The sequence below is a fragment of the Curtobacterium sp. VKM Ac-2887 genome (genome assembly GCF_015350935.1).
Taxonomy (GTDB): Bacteria; Actinomycetota; Actinomycetes; order Actinomycetales; family Microbacteriaceae; genus Curtobacterium.
Map to the genome: position 1 here is coordinate 1 of NZ_JADKSB010000017.1, position 13,818 is coordinate 13,818.

General features: G+C 72.8%; 16 protein-coding genes. 5 read left to right on the top strand and 11 right to left on the bottom strand.

The features are described from left to right. Window positions 1–297: 297 nt before the first annotated feature. From rlmN to ITJ69_RS16370, 3 genes are all read right to left on the bottom strand, one after another. Window positions 298–1,530: a 23S rRNA (adenine(2503)-C(2))-methyltransferase RlmN gene (gene rlmN / locus ITJ69_RS16360; protein WP_111086542.1), complete on the bottom strand. Its 1,233-nt coding sequence runs from the start codon at window positions 1,528–1,530 to the stop codon at window positions 298–300. Between the two features lie 90 nt (window positions 1,531–1,620). After that, on the bottom strand, window positions 1,621–2,571 hold the full coding sequence (locus ITJ69_RS16365) for a C40 family peptidase (RefSeq protein WP_159572242.1): 951 nt from the start codon (window positions 2,569–2,571) through the stop codon (window positions 1,621–1,623). Between the two features lie 172 nt (window positions 2,572–2,743). Then, window positions 2,744–3,478 (bottom strand): pyridoxamine 5'-phosphate oxidase family protein, encoded by a 735-nt coding sequence (locus ITJ69_RS16370; RefSeq protein ID WP_194673346.1) that lies wholly within the window; start codon window positions 3,476–3,478, stop codon window positions 2,744–2,746. A gap of 34 nt (window positions 3,479–3,512) precedes the next feature. Between ITJ69_RS16370 and ITJ69_RS16375 the strand changes: the two genes are divergently transcribed. After that, window positions 3,513–4,238 carry a GntR family transcriptional regulator gene (locus tag ITJ69_RS16375; RefSeq protein WP_194673347.1) on the top strand — a complete coding sequence of 242 codons (726 nt, stop codon included), beginning with the start codon at window positions 3,513–3,515 and terminating at the stop codon, window positions 4,236–4,238. 23 nt (window positions 4,239–4,261) lie between these two features. Continuing rightward, window positions 4,262–4,987: an aminotransferase class I/II-fold pyridoxal phosphate-dependent enzyme gene (locus ITJ69_RS16380; protein ID WP_194673348.1), complete on the top strand. Its 726-nt coding sequence runs from the start codon at window positions 4,262–4,264 to the stop codon at window positions 4,985–4,987. Between the two features lie 51 nt (window positions 4,988–5,038). On the opposite strand, the gene ITJ69_RS16385 is transcribed toward ITJ69_RS16380, so the two are convergent. From ITJ69_RS16385 to ITJ69_RS16395, 3 genes are all read right to left on the bottom strand, one after another. Continuing rightward, complete coding sequence (locus tag ITJ69_RS16385) at window positions 5,039–5,554, bottom strand: hypothetical protein (protein ID WP_159572233.1); 516 nt, start codon at window positions 5,552–5,554, stop codon at window positions 5,039–5,041. A gap of 99 nt (window positions 5,555–5,653) precedes the next feature. Further along, complete coding sequence (locus ITJ69_RS16390; RefSeq protein ID WP_123338382.1) at window positions 5,654–6,529, bottom strand: alpha/beta fold hydrolase; 876 nt, start codon at window positions 6,527–6,529, stop codon at window positions 5,654–5,656. 44 nt (window positions 6,530–6,573) lie between these two features. Next, window positions 6,574–6,741 (bottom strand): hypothetical protein, encoded by a 168-nt coding sequence (locus ITJ69_RS16395; RefSeq protein ID WP_159572230.1) that lies wholly within the window; start codon window positions 6,739–6,741, stop codon window positions 6,574–6,576. 155 nt (window positions 6,742–6,896) lie between these two features. On the opposite strand from ITJ69_RS16395, the gene ITJ69_RS16400 reads away from it, so the two are divergent. Further along, the gene (locus ITJ69_RS16400; RefSeq protein ID WP_111086536.1) at window positions 6,897–7,247 is read left to right on the top strand and encodes a GntR family transcriptional regulator; all 351 of its coding nucleotides are present in this window, start codon (window positions 6,897–6,899) and stop codon (window positions 7,245–7,247) included. Further along, on the top strand, window positions 7,244–8,200 hold the full coding sequence (locus ITJ69_RS16405; protein ID WP_228505945.1) for a DUF1648 domain-containing protein: 957 nt from the start codon (window positions 7,244–7,246) through the stop codon (window positions 8,198–8,200). The genes ITJ69_RS16400 and ITJ69_RS16405 overlap by 4 nt, the downstream gene beginning before the upstream one ends. Before the next feature lie 131 nt (window positions 8,201–8,331). Here the strand turns inward: ITJ69_RS16405 and ITJ69_RS16410 are convergent, their stop codons facing one another. Further along, on the bottom strand, window positions 8,332–9,093 hold the full coding sequence (locus ITJ69_RS16410) for an SDR family NAD(P)-dependent oxidoreductase (protein ID WP_194673349.1): 762 nt from the start codon (window positions 9,091–9,093) through the stop codon (window positions 8,332–8,334). A gap of 81 nt (window positions 9,094–9,174) precedes the next feature. Here ITJ69_RS16410 and ITJ69_RS16415 point away from each other — a divergent pair, with 81 nt between their 5' ends. Then, window positions 9,175–10,680: a hypothetical protein gene (locus ITJ69_RS16415; RefSeq protein WP_194673350.1), complete on the top strand. Its 1,506-nt coding sequence runs from the start codon at window positions 9,175–9,177 to the stop codon at window positions 10,678–10,680. 80 nt (window positions 10,681–10,760) lie between these two features. Here ITJ69_RS16415 and ITJ69_RS16420 read toward each other — a convergent pair whose 3' ends face one another. The 4 genes from ITJ69_RS16420 to ITJ69_RS16435 are packed head-to-tail and all read right to left on the bottom strand — an operon-like array spanning window position 10,761 to window position 13,817. Further along, on the bottom strand, window positions 10,761–11,678 hold the full coding sequence (locus tag ITJ69_RS16420; protein WP_194673351.1) for a phosphogluconate dehydrogenase C-terminal domain-containing protein: 918 nt from the start codon (window positions 11,676–11,678) through the stop codon (window positions 10,761–10,763). After that, a complete protein-coding gene (locus tag ITJ69_RS16425; RefSeq protein ID WP_323743130.1) occupies window positions 11,675–12,520 on the bottom strand; it encodes a sugar phosphate isomerase/epimerase family protein in 846 nt (281 codons plus the stop codon). Before ITJ69_RS16425 ends, ITJ69_RS16420 begins: the two co-directional genes overlap by 4 nt. Continuing rightward, on the bottom strand, window positions 12,517–13,332 hold the full coding sequence (locus tag ITJ69_RS16430; RefSeq protein ID WP_194673352.1) for a triose-phosphate isomerase family protein: 816 nt from the start codon (window positions 13,330–13,332) through the stop codon (window positions 12,517–12,519). The genes ITJ69_RS16425 and ITJ69_RS16430 overlap by 4 nt, the downstream gene beginning before the upstream one ends. After that, the gene (locus ITJ69_RS16435; RefSeq protein ID WP_133938360.1) at window positions 13,332–13,817 is read right to left on the bottom strand and encodes a ribose-5-phosphate isomerase; all 486 of its coding nucleotides are present in this window, start codon (window positions 13,815–13,817) and stop codon (window positions 13,332–13,334) included. The genes ITJ69_RS16430 and ITJ69_RS16435 overlap by 1 nt, the downstream gene beginning before the upstream one ends. Window position 13,818 lies beyond the last annotated feature (1 nt).

Genomic DNA, 13,818 nt, shown 5'->3' on the forward strand with positions numbered 1-13,818 from the left:
AGGCACGAGGTCAATCAATAAATTGGCATTGACAATGTGCACGCTGTTGAGTTCTCAAGGACCAGACGCACTCCCCCACTCGACACCCGAAGATGCTCCGCCAGAGAGGCTGGTGAATCCGCTGCCCGGGGAAGAACCGTGGCGGACAAGATCCCCGGGTAAACCCAGTGACCGTCTCAGCCGTTCCGTTCTCCGCCGCCGTGGCAACGAGAGGTAACACTACACAGGCTCCGGGGGCCTCGCCAACCGTGGTTCCTCCCGGGCGTGTCGGCCCGGGAGTGCCCGTCGGCGCCGGGGCTACTCCGCTGCAGCGAGCTGCCCGCAGGCCCCGTCGATCTCCTTGCCGCGGGTGTCGCGCAGGGTCGTCGGGATGCCCGCGGCGTTGAGCCGGCGGACGAACTCGTCCTGCACGTGCACCTCGGACGAGGTCCACACGGAGCCCGGCGTCGGGTTGAGCGGGATCGGGTTGACGTGCACCCACCCCTTGCCGCGCTTGTTGAGCTTCTCGGCGAGCAGGTCCGCGCGCCAGGCGTGGTCGTTCATGTCCTTGATGAGCGCGTACTCGATCGAGACACGGCGGCCCGTCTTGACGTAGTAGTTGTGCGCGGCGTCGATCGCCTCGTCGGCCTTCCAGCGCGAGTTCACCGGGATGAGCTCGTCGCGGAGCTCGTCATCAGGGGCGTGCAGCGACAGCGCGAAGGTCACCGGGATGTTCTCGTCCGCCAGCTTGAGGATCGCGGGGACCAGCCCGACGGTCGAGATCGTGATGCCACGGGCACTCATCCCGAGGCCGTTCGGCTGCGGCGCGACCATCAGCCGCACGGCGTCCATCACCCGCTTGTAGTTGGCGAGCGGCTCCCCCATGCCCATGAACACGATGTTCGTGACGCGCTCGGCGTCGACGCGGTCCTTGCCGCCCTTGCGGGGATCGCCCCCGAGCTCGCCCGCGGCGATGGCCGCGTTGGCCCGGACGATCTGCTCGATGATCTCGGCGGTGGACATGTTGCGGGTCAGCCCCGCCTGGCCGGTGGCGCAGAACGGGCAGTTCATGCCGCAGCCGGCCTGCGACGAGACGCAGAGCGTGATGCGACCCGGGTACCGCATGAGCACCGACTCGACCAGGGCGCCGTCGTGCAGCTTCCACAGGAACTTGATCGTGTCGCCGTTGTCCGTCGCCAGCCGCCGGGTCTCGGTCAGCAGGGGCGGCAGCATCCCGGCGACGAGCTGCTCGCGCTGGGCGGCCGGCAGGTCGGTCATCTTGTCCGGGTCGGACGTGTAGTGCGTGAAGTAGTGGGTCGCGAGCTGCTTCGCGCGGAAGCCCGGCAGACCGAGCTCCTTGACGCGGGCCTCGCGCTCCTCGGCCGTCAGGTCGGCCAGGTGCACGGGCGGCTTGCCGCGCTTCGGCGACGCGAACTGCAGCAGCGGACGGCCGTCGGTGTCGGTCGCCTGCTTCCAGCCCTCGGTGCGCGGGCGCACCTGCGGACGAGCAGACTGCTGCTGTTCGAACGGGGTACGGGTGTCGGAAGCCATCAGGCCAGGATACGGGAGGCCCGTGACACGTCGGTGCCGGACCCTCCGGTGGCCGGGATGGTCACCGTCGACGGCCCCGCCTGCGTCGGATCAGCTGCCGGCGGGCAGCAGGCGCGCGAAGTGGTGCGCGGCCGAGTACATCGGCACGATGTCGACGACCTCGCCCGGGTGCGGTGCCTGCAGCACGAGCCCCTGGCCGAGGTACAGCCCGACGTGGTCCTCGTCGTCGTACACGACCATGTCGCCGGGCAGCGCCTCGGACTCGGGGATCGTCGTCGCCGCGGCGTCCTGCGTCGGGACGTAGTGCACGAGCGGGATGCCGACCGCGGCGTACGCGACCATCGTCAGGCCGGAGCAGTCGATGCCCTCGTGGCTCGCGCCGCCCTCGACGTACGGGTCCCCCATGTACTGCAGGGCGGTCTCGACGATGGTGGCGCGGTCGCCGCCGGCGGACAGCGCCGCCGACAGGGCCGACTGCGCCTGGGCCGTCGTCACCCCGAAGCGCAGGTCGAGCGTCGGGTACGAGACGACCGTGGTCGTGGTGGTCATGCCGTCGGTCGTGACGACGGGGACCTTGACGTCGTGCGCCACGGTGAAGGTCTGCGCGGCCTGCGAGGTCGTCGTGCCCTGCTGCGTCTCCGCCGGGGTCGCCGCGTTCGCCGGCACGGCCAGCGTCAGGCTCGAGGTCACGGCGATCGCCGGTGCGAGCAGGATCGCGGCACGCTTGGCGTTCGCGGTGCGGCGGATGTGCCGCGGGTCGACGGCCCGCTCGGCACGCAGGACGGCCTTCCGGCTCAGCACGGCCGCACCGGCGCTCGAGGCGACTGGTCGCGGATGCGGCTGCATCCGGACGGTGCGGGTCGGCTTCGGGTGCTCCACGAACGTGGCCCGGGCAGCAGCGGGACCGAGGGCCGAGCGACGACCACGGGGACGGGACGGCTGCGGCTGCGGTGACGCCGGAGCGGGTTCCACCGCGGTGTGCGGGGTCCCTCGCGAGGGCTGTCGGTCTTCGGCTGCTGCAGGCAGGGCGTGGCGTCCCATGGGTCCTTCCGGGTCGGGACCGCTGGACGATCCGGAAAGTAACGTATTGGTCACGGGGCGGATCGAGGCTGGGCAGTCCCGGAGTGTTCCTGCGGCTCGTCACAGGAACGGGCGATCCTCGCAGGTCGCTCAGATGCGGCGGATCCGCGCCCGGGGGCCCGAGGACCCGGCCTCAGACGGACGCGACCCGCATGACGGCGGCGATCCGGGCCTCCCGGTCGGACGAAAGGCGGTCGAGGCGAGCCGCCAGCGCCACGACGGACGCGTCGACCGGGGCGTCCCCCGAGATGTCCCCCGACACCGGGACGCCGGCACGGACCGCGAGCGGCAGCACGCCGGCCCAGACCGTGTGGTCCTCGCCGTCGTCCGCGGCCTCGCCGTTGCCCTGGAACCGGACCTTCACGCTCGCCCGGTCGAGGGGCAGCTGCAGGACCTGGGTGGCGCGGACCTCCTTCGGGGTCATCTCGCGGACCTCGTCGCGGCGGCCGGGCATGAGGTGGTCGGAGACCTGCCAGAGCGCCTCGGTGCGGAGTTCAGGCGGCACGACCGTCGCGGCGCCCGCGATCATCGCGCTGCGGTAGTTCGCCGAGCTGTCGAAGGTCGAGCGGGCGAACACGAGCCCGTCCAAGTGCGTGACCGTCGCTGCGACCTGCACGCCGGTGGCCACTGCTTCGAGGAAGAGGCCGCCGCCGGTCGAGCCGTGCAGCAGCAGGACCGGGCCGGCGCCGAGGTCGCCGACACCGCACAGGAAGGGCAGCACGATCGGGTGGCCGCCGCGGACGAATCCGACGTGGGCGAGGTGGGCCTCGGCGAGGATCGCCCGGAGGACGGCGGGGTCGTCGGACTGGCGCCCGCGGATGCGTCGGACGCGCAGGTCGGGGCCGTCGACGGGGTTCGGGGTGCTCATGCGGGCCACGCTAGGTTCGACAGTGGTCCGGTGCGTGGACCAGATCGAGGTGATCGTGGTGGACCAGTCCGGCAAGACCGCAGGGGTCGTCGCCCGCATCCGACGGATGGTCCACGACGGCACGCTGCGCGAGGGCGATCCGCTGCCGTCGACCCGGGCGTTGGCCGCCGAGCTCGGCGTCGCACGCGGAACGGTCGTCGCCGCCTACGACCAGCTCGACGGCGAGGGCTGGATCCGGACGCGGCACGGTGCGGTGGCGCGGGTCGTCGCGTCGGCTGGCACCGGCGGCGTGGCGAACGTGGGCGGCCGGGGCGGCGCCGTCGGGGACTTGCTGCCAGCGTCGGACCCGGGTGCGACGGCGATGGCCACCGCCCGGGTCATCGACTGCCGCCCCGGGGTCCCCGCCGTCACCGCGATCGCGCAGCGGGACTGGCGCGCGGCCTGGCGGGCGGCGGCCGACGCCCCGCTGCGGAACGCCGTCGCGGACCCCCTCGGCACGGTGGAGCTCCGCGCGCAGGTGGTCGCACAGCTCGGCCTGAGCCGCGGGTTCGCTCCGTCGGTCGACCGGGTGCTGCTGACCGCGGGGACCTCCGAGGCGTTGTCGCTCGTCACCGAGGCACTCCGCGTGCACCTCGGTCGCACCCCTGTGTTCGCGGTCGAGGACCCGGGGTACCGGACCGGTCAGCGTGCGGTGCTCAGCGCGGGCGGGACCGTCGTCGGCATCCCGCTCGACGACGACGGGATGGACCTCGACGCCTGACCGCCGCACCGCCGGTCGACGTCGTGCTCGTCACACCGACGCACCAGTACCCGCTCGGTTCGGTGATGCCGGTGGCGCGACGGCAGCGGCTGCTCGCCTGGGCTGCGGCGACCGGCACGCTCGTGGTCGAGGACGACTACGACTCGGAGTTCCGGCACCGCGGCAGCCCCGTGCCGGCACTCGCGGCACTCGACGCCGAGGGGGTGGTGCTGCACGTCGGCGGGTTCTCGAAGACGCTCGACCCACGGCTGCGCTGTTCCTACGTCGTGCTGCCCGCGACGGCTGGTGTGCTGGTCGGGGCCGGGCCCGTGGCCGGGGTCGCCGACGCGGTGCTCGCTGCCCGTCGTGCCCGCGGCGCGGTCGTCGCCGAGCCCGTGCAGGTCGCGCTCGCGCACCTGCTCCGGACCGGCTCGCTCCGCCGGCACCTCGGCCGGGTCCGGCGCGACTACACGCACCGTCGCGCCCGGATCGCGGCCCGCCTCGACGACGTCGTCGGACTGGAGGCCCGTGCGCTGACCGGCGGACTGCACGCCGTGGTGGTGTGGTCGGGTCCGGCGACGGGGCAGGAGGTCGCGGCGCGGATGGCCGGTGCCGGCGTGCTCGTCTCGACGCTCGAGGAGTACGGGATGGCTCCGGGCAGCACGCCGGCCGGGATCGTGCTGGGGTACGGGGCGGTGACGGTGCCGGAGCTGGACCGTGCGCTGGACGCGCTGATCGGTGCGGTGGAGCGGGCCGCGACCGTTGCGTGACCCTGGTGCCCGTGGTGCCCCGGTGCGCTCTGGCCGCCGGACGAGTCGCGATCAGCCGCCGGACTGAGCGGTCGCGACCACGTTCGAACCGGCCTGCTGGCACGCGGTGTTCAGGGTGCGCCCGACGAGGTCCCACTCCGCACTGTCCTCGAGCGCCGGCCCCGACGTGGGTGCCGGGTGGGCGTCGAGGTACTCGTGCGCGTAGTCGATCGCGTTGTCGAGCCGCTCGTCGCTGCTCGACAGGTGCTCGTACCCGAAGCGCTCCGCCGCGATCAGCGCCTCGTACTGCGCATCGGTCAGGGCACCGCGGGAACGACCGTCCGAGGCGTTCAGGGCGATCGTCGACAGCGCGCTGATCTGCCCGCAGACGGCCGCGGCGCTCCGGTCCTCCTCCATCGGGTCCACCGTGGGGGACGCCGCCGGTGCGTCCACCGCTGCGTCCGCCGATCGAGCACTCGACGAGGTCGGCGTCGGTGTCGACGAGGCGTCGGCGGAGCAGCCGGACAGGGCGAGGGACGCGAGCAGCGCACCGGCGACGACGGGCAGCGCGAGTCGGAGGGAAGCCATACCCGCCATCGTGGCAGCGCCGTGGTCACGCACGGGGCGTCGTGTCGAGATCGAGACCTCGTCGATACCGGATCGTGAGCAGGCGGGGCGAGCCGGTGGTCAGTGCTGCTGCAGGTGTGCGCGAACCTGTGCTTGCACGGCGGCGGCGTCGCGGTGGTCCCAGAGCGCGAAGTGCGTGCCACCCGGCACCGTGACGAGCTCGGCGCCGGGGATCGTCTCGGCAGCGCGGGCGCTGTCGTCGTGTACGACCTCGGTGTCGGCGTCGCCGTGCACCAGGAGCGTCGGGGCCCGGACGGCGCCGAGGTCGAGCGACTCGACGGCCGCGAGCTGGCGCACGTCGTTGTCCCAGCCGGCGCGTCGGGGCCCGGACGCGTTGCCGGTCCGGGCGAGGCCGAGCAGGAACGCCCGCCGCACCGGGTCGGCCAGGACGCCGGCGACGTGTTCCCGCAGGGCCCCACCACGCAGGGTGCTCACGCCGGCCACCGCAGCGCGTGCCGCGGCAGCCGGGGCGATGCGCGCAGCGGCCGACGCCAGACCGGCGCCGAACACCGTGTCGGTCACGAGTCGTTCGGCCGGTCCCGCCGACCCGGGGACCCAGCGACCGGACACCCCGGAGGCGACGGCGAGCGCCCTGGTCCGCTCCGGGTGGCGGACCGCCAGTCGGTACGCGGCCGGTGCGCCACCGGACCAGGCCAGCACACCGACCCGGTCGATGCCGAGGTCGTCGAGGACCCCGGCGAGCTGGTCGGCCTCGTCGTCGATCGTGGAGTGGTCGGCGTCGAGCCAGGTGCCGAGGTAGCCCGGTCGCGAGACCGTGACCACGCGGAAGTCCTCAGACGGCAGGAACGCCCCCATCAACTCGGCGACGTCGATCCCGCCGGGGCTGCCGTGCAGGACCAGTACGGGGACGCCGGCGTCGGAGCCTCGGGTCGAGAACTCGACGCCACGGGTGACCACTCGGGTCGAAGGGGGCATGGGCCGACGATACTGCTGGCCCCCGTGCGGCGTCGGCGGCGGGGTCAGCGGGCCTCGGGGCGCGCGGAGCCGCGGGTGCTCACGAGGTCGGCGAGGGACGGTTCGGCCTCGTCGGTGGGCACGGCCCAACCACGTCGGGCGGCCTTGCGGACGAGACGGTAGGTGGTGACCTGGACGGGCTCCACCCCGTCGGCGGATTCGTAGTTCGTCATCGTGGTTTTCTCCCTGAATCGCGAGTGTTTCGCTGCAGCCGAAAGTACCCGGACGCCGTACCCCCGGACGGGGGCCTGCGTTCCATGGCCAAAGGCCGGAGGGCGCGCCACGAGGACCCTCGCGGCCAGCGGGATTGTTCGCATACAATGCAAACATGCTGATCACCGTCGACCCGACCGCGCGGGCCACCCTCGCCGAACAGGTCGCGTCGCAGATCCGGTACGCGATCGCACGCGGAGACCTCGCGAGCGGGGAACGCCTGCCGTCGGCGCGCGACCTCGCCGCCGCGGTCGACGTCAACATGCACACGGTGCTGCGCGCCTACGCACAGCTGCAGGACGACGGACTGATCGAACTGCGGCGGGGTCGCGGAGCAACGGTCTTGCGATCGGGCAACGCGTCCTTCGACCGGCTGCGCACGCTCGTGGACGAGCTGCGCGACCAGGCCGACACGCTCGGGGTCCCGCTCGACGACCTGTTCACGATGATCAAGGGGGCACGATGACGAACCGACCGATGGACGCGAGGACTCGCCTGGCGGTGGTGGCACCCGGGACGGCGGTGTCGCTGGCCCTGGTGGTCGCGGCCCTCGTCGCCGCACCGAGCCTGCCGGACCGCATGGCCGTCCACTTCGGGGCCGACGGCACCGCGGACGGCTGGAGTTCGCCCTGGCCGGCGTTCTGGATCACGCTCGCGGTGACCGCCGGCGCCGTGGCCCTGGCGTTCGCGGCGCTGCGGATGCCCGACCGCCGGACCGCCGCCACCCTGGTGCTCGTCGCCAACCTGTTCGCCGGCAGCCTCGGCACCGCCTGGATCGTGCTCGCCGCGACGAACACCGTCGGCGACGGGACGCTGTCCGGCTGGTGGACCGTGCCGTTCCTGGCCGTCAACGCGGTCATCGCCGCGGTCCCGGTCGTCGCGCTCGCCCGGACGGCTCCCCCGGTGCCGGCGCACGACGTCGAACCGCTGCGCATCGGGTCGGACACACGGGTCGCGTGGCGCGCCCGCATCGGCAGTCGCTGGTTCGCGGCGCTCGGGGCCGTCGTGGTCGGACTCGGGATCGGCACGGGGCTCGCGATGGCTCCGGCCGACCTCGGTACGGCCGTCGCCGCCGGAGCGGTGTTGGTCGTCGCTGGGCTCGCCGTACTGGTGCTCGCCCGGGTCGAGCTCACCGTGGACCGGCGTGGGATGCGACTGACCTCGACGTGGACCCGCATCCCGCTCATGCGCGTCCCGCTCGAGCGGATCGAGTCCTGCGGGTGGGAGGACGTCTCGCCCGGACAGTGGGGTGGGTGGGGCTACCGGTTCTCCGGCCGTGGGGTCGCCTACGTGGTGCGGTCGGGGCCGGGCCTCGTGGCAAGGCTCCGCGGCGGGCAGGCACGGATGGTGACGGTGCCGGACGCTGCGGGCGGGGCCGCGGCCCTGGGCGCGCTGCTCGCCCACCGCACGCCGGCCTGACGGGGCTGCGCCGGGCCTCCCGGTCGGGGTGGTGATGCCACGAGTCTCGGGTGAGGCGACAGTCCTCGCACTGCGGAGCCCGAGAGGTGTCGCTCAGCCCGAGACTCGGGGCGAGCTCGCGCCGCAGGCGGTCAGAGGCTCGTCATGCCGCCGTCGACGCGGAACTCGGCGCCCGTCGCGTAGGACGACTCCGCGCTGGCCAGGTAGACCATGATGCCGGTGACGTCGTCGGGGGTCCCGGGGCGACCGAGGGGCGTGCGGGCGACGATCGCGGCCCGCGCCGAAGGGTCGCCCGAGATCGTCGAGACGAGCCCGGTCTCGGTGTAGCCCGGCACGACGGTGTTCGCCCGGATGCCGTCCCGCGCGTAGGCCATCGCGGTCGCGCGGACGAGCGAGTGGATGCCGCCCTTGGTCGAGGAGTAGGCGGCGAAGTCCGCACCCTCGCCGTTCAGCCCGGTGGGTGAGCCCGTCGCGATGATCGACCCGCCGCCGCCGGCCGCGAGCATCGCCCGGACGGCGTGCTTCACGGTCAGGAACGTGCCCGTCAGGTTCACCGCGACCGTGCGGTTCCAGGTGTCGAGCGAGAGGTCCGCGACCGCAGCGTCCTGGCCGAACAGTTGCACGCCGGCGTTCGCGACCACCACGTTCGGCGTCAGGTCGCGCTCCGCGAGGGCGGCGAACCCGGCCGCGACGCTGGTCTCGTCGGCGATGTCCATGGTGAGCGGCAGCGCGAGCGCGCCGGCTGCCGCTGCTGCGGTGCCCGCCGCCGTCGCGTCCCGGTCGGCGTAGACGACGCGCGCTCCCTCGGCGACGAACCGGTCCGCGATCGCACGGCCGATGCCGGAGCCCGCCCCCGTGACGAGTGCGGTCCTGTGGTCGAGTCGTGCGGTCATGCGGGGAGCTCCGTCCTGGGAGCGTCGTCGCTCTACGGACCCATCATTGCCCAACCGGTTGACCGGTGGTAGTCATGAGCCATGACTACGGTGTCGATCGGTGCGTGGCGGTTCACGCTGCGCGGTGCCGAGCTCGCCGACCTCGAGTACGACGGCGAACCGGTGCTACGGGCGATCCGCTTCGTGACGCGGGACCACGACTGGCGCACCGCCGACGACATCGTGCTCACCCAGACGCTGTCCTCCGGCCCAGGCAGCAGCGGGCGGCTCCGCATCGAGGCCAGCGCGCGCTACGACGGCACCGAGGTGCTCCGGTACACCCTCGAGGTCACCGTCGACGGCCCCATCCTGCGCGTCGACGCGACCGGCACCACGACGACGCCGTTCCGCCGCAACCGCATCGGCCTGGTCGTGCTGCACCCACCGACCCTCGCCGGCGTGCCCTTCACCGCGCGGCATCCGTCCGGCAGCGCCACCGCGGCCGCGTTCCCGACGTGGATCGCGCCGCACCAGCCGGCCCAGGACCTGTCGGGGCTGGACTGGTCGACGGGTCGGGTTGCGCTGACGCTCGACCTGGCCGGCGACGTGTTCGAGACGGAGGACCAACGGGGCTGGACCGACGCCTCGTTCAAGACCTACTCGACGCCGCTGTCCGAGCCGTTCCCCGTCGCGCTCGACGCGGGCTCCGTGGTCCACCAGTCGCTCACGTTGCGCGCGACGACGGACGATCGACCGGGAGGCACGGCCTCCCCCGCCCCGGACCTCGCGTTCCTGGACGGGCCGGCTCCCACCGCGGTGGTCGCCCCGCCGCCGACGCTCCAGCTGCTCGCTGCCTCGGCCCCGGCGGCTGCGCGCCGGGCCGACGCGCGCCCACTCGGCGTGCCGGTCCTGGTCGAACCCGTGCTCGGCGATCCGAACGTCGGGGCGGTGCTGGCGTCAGCTCGGCGCGATGCGGGTGGCGGGCCGCTCGACGTCCGGTTCGTCACCGACGACCCGGATCGACTGCGCGCCGCGATCGACGACGTGCTCGCGGGCGGGCCGGTCGTCCGCATCGGGGCGTTCGACCCGACCTTGCACGTGACGACCCCGGCGCTGCAGCAGGCCCTCCTCGATACTGCGGCGGCTGCCGGCGACCTCGAGGTCGTCGCGGGTACGCGCGCGCACTTCACGGAGCTGAACCGGACCGTCGACCTGTTCCGCGACTGGGACGGGCCCCTGACCTTCAGCGTGACGCCGCAGATGCACGACCGATCGCCCGAACAGGTGACCGAGTCGATCCGGATGCAGCGCTGGGTGGTGATGAGCGCCTCCCGGCTGGCCGCCGGCAGGGCGCTCCACGTCGGACCGGTGACGCTGCGGCCACGGTTCAACGCGGTGGCGACGTCCGCGCGCCCCGTCGTGACCGACGCGACGGTCGAGGCCGGGTACGGGCCGCAGTTCGTGGCGGACGCGACGGATCCGGCGCAGCACTCGGCGGCGGCAGCGGCGTGGTTCCGGGCGTCCGTGCGGGCGCTGACGGTGCCGGGGGTCGCCTCGATCACCCTCGCCGAAGCCTGGGGACCCCGCGGCGGGCCGCTGCCCGGGTAGCGCGTGGTGAGTACCGCGAAAGCGACAGATTCCCGCTGATGGTCGGCGGGAATCTGTCGCGTCGGCGGATCAGACGGGGTTCAGCGGCGGACGGCGTCGATCTTGAGCATCTTCGCGATGACGCTGTCGAGCTCGCTGTCGTCGAAGACCTGCTTCCAGTCCTCCTTGATGAGCTTCTCGCGGCCGTAGCCCATGGCGATGTGGCACGCGTCCGAGAACGGGTTCGAGCCGCGCAGGCCGTTGGTCAGCGCGATCCACGTGTGGCCGTAGAGCATGGCGCGGGCGGCCTCGCGGGGCACGCCGACACCGGTGACGGTCTCCTCGAGGGCATCGTTGAGGAAGTCGCCGATCATGCAGGCGATCGTCTCGACCAGGGTCGGCTCGAGCACGGCGAGCTGCTTCACGGTGACCCAGTGCACCTGGATGACGGGCGCGTACATGGTGGTGATGACGGCCTCGGCGATCGCCTTGGCGCGCTCGTCCTCGTCGCCGAGGGACTCGGACGCGTCGAAGGCCGCGATGACCTCCTGCGGAGCGGCGATGCCCCCGAAGGTGTCGTCCCACTCGGCCTTGGTGGTGCGCTCGAGGAACACCGACGGGTGGCACGGGTGCGCCACGGCGTAGTGGATGTCCTCGCGCTTGGCGAGCAGTCCGGCGTAGGCCGCGGCCGGGTCGAGCGTCAGGATGCTGGCGCCGGCCTTCATGACCGGGACGAGCTGCTCCGAGATGGTGCCGAGCAGGACGTCCGGCACGGCGAGGATGACCACGTCGGCGACCTTGGCAGCCTCGACGCTGTCGGTGAGTGACCGGCCGAGGGCCTGGATGCGCTCCTGCCCGGCGGGCGAGGCCTCGCTGTAGAGCGTCGTGTACTCGCTCTTCGCGAAGTTGTTCGAGACGCGGGTGCCCATCTTGCCGCCGGCACCGATCACGGCGACGGTGACGTCGGCCGTACCGGATCCGGCAGCGACGGTGTGGGGGGTGGTGACGGTGTCGGTCATGATTCCTTGCTCCTGATGTGCTCGATGGTGTGTTCGGTCCACGCCGCCTCGATGCGGGTGGTGGTCTGTGCGGGCGTCTCGCCCGGTCGTGGGTCGGCGCCCGCGTGCTCGTCCTGCCAGGGCAGCCAGAACTCGATGACGCGGTTGATCCCCCGGGCGTCGGGGTCGATCGCGGCGCGGATGCTGTCGTGGTCGACGACCCCGGTGCCCATCGGGACGCCGGTGTACTGGAACCCGACCCACCCCGGCGACCGGGTGAACCCGGAGTCCTTGACGTGCCAGTTGACGACGTGCGGGGCGGTCATCGCGACGACGTCGGCGGGGTGTTCGAGCCGTGCGACGGTGTTCGCCGGGTCCAGGCAGATGCCGAGGTGGTCGGAGCCGATCGCCTGGACGACCGCGACGAGGTCGGCGGTGGCCACGAACTCGTAGGTCTCGAGGGCGAGCGTCACCCCGGCTGCCTCGTAGGCGGGGAGCGCCTGACGCAGACGGCGTTCGGTCTCGGCGGCGTCCGGCTGGTCGTCGCCGCTCGTCCACATCGACCGGACGAGCGTCGCGCCGAGCATCTGCGCGATGTGCAGGTACCGGGCGAGGTGCGCCGGGTCCGTACCGCGGGTGCCGACCTCGAGCGTGAGCCCGAGGTCGGCTGCGAGCGTCCGGATCGCGGTCAGCCGGTCGTCCGACGCGGTGTCGAGCGGCAGGTGGTCGCAGATCTGGAACAGGTCGACGCCGTCGTGCGACGCGGCGTCGCGCAGGGCGTCGTCGAGGGACAGCGGTGCCGGCACACGGTCGGACATGCGCCAGGAGTAGGCGTAGGTGGAGAGGCCGAGCAGGGAGGTCACGCCGGTGCTCCGTCCTGCGTCGCGGCCAGCGCCTCGGCTTCGTCGAGGATGGTGCGGATCGCCTCGGGGTCGTGGGCGAAGCGGCCGAGGAACAGGCCACTGATACGGCCCTGTCCCCGGGTGAGCAGACCAGGCCCGGCGCTGCCGCCGTAGATGACGACCGAACCGGCGAGCTCCGGCCGGTTCGCCAGGTGCTGTTCGATGCCCGCGAGCACGGCGAGGATGTGCTCGTCGGGAGCGGGCTGCGGTGCGCCGATGGCCCAGACCGGCTCGTAGGCGGCGATGACCGGCCCGGCGAGTCCGTCGGCTACCGCCGTCGCGACGAAGCGGTCGAGCTGCGCGGTGACCTCGGCGACGGCAGCGGACGGGTCGCCGTCGGCCGCGCGGTCGGTCTCACCGATGCAGATGAGGGGACGCAGGCCGTTGCGGAAGGCGGCGTGCACCTTGCCGGCGATGTCCTGGTCGGACTCGTGGAACAGGGAGCGACGCTCGGCGTGCGCGATCTCGACCAGGTCGACCCCGACCTCGCGGAGTTCGCGGCCGGACACCTCACCCGTGAAGGCACCCTCGTCGGCCCATGCCAGGTCCTGCGCGCCGAGGAGCACCGGGGTGCGCTCGAGCACGGCGTGCACCGGCACGAGCGACGGGAACGTCGGGATGACGAAGAGTTCGACGGCGCCGGACTGCACCGCCGGGTGGGTCCGGGCGATGTCGGCCACGGCGGCAGCCCACTCGAGCGTCCGGGCGTGCCCGAAGTACATCTTGAGCGACACCCCGATCGTGATCGGGGCCGCCGCCGTGGTCGCCGGCATCAGGCGTCGGTCCCGACCGGGGCCGAACCATCGTAGGCACAGATCGCGGCGACCTTCGACGCGCTGGCGGAGGACGGGTCGAACGTGTAGCCCAACCACTCGCGAGCCATCCGGCGGGCGACCTCGACGCCGACGACCCGCTGGCCCATGCAGAGGACCTGGGCGTCGTTCGACAGGACCGAACGCTCGACGCTGAACGAGTCGTGCGCGGTGACGGCCCGGATGCCGGGGACCTTGTTCGCCGCGATCGCGACACCGAGTCCGGTGCCGCAGATCAGGATCGCGCGGTCGGCTTCACCCGACGCGACGAGTCGTGCAGCGTCGACGGCCACGTGCGGGTACGCGGTGTGCCCGTCCGCGTCGACGCCCACGTCGGTGACGCTGACCACGCGCGGGTCCTTCGCGAGGTCGGCCTTGATGATCTCCTTGTAGTCGAACCCGGCGTCGTCCGAGCCGACGACGATGCGGAACTGCTGCTCGGTCATG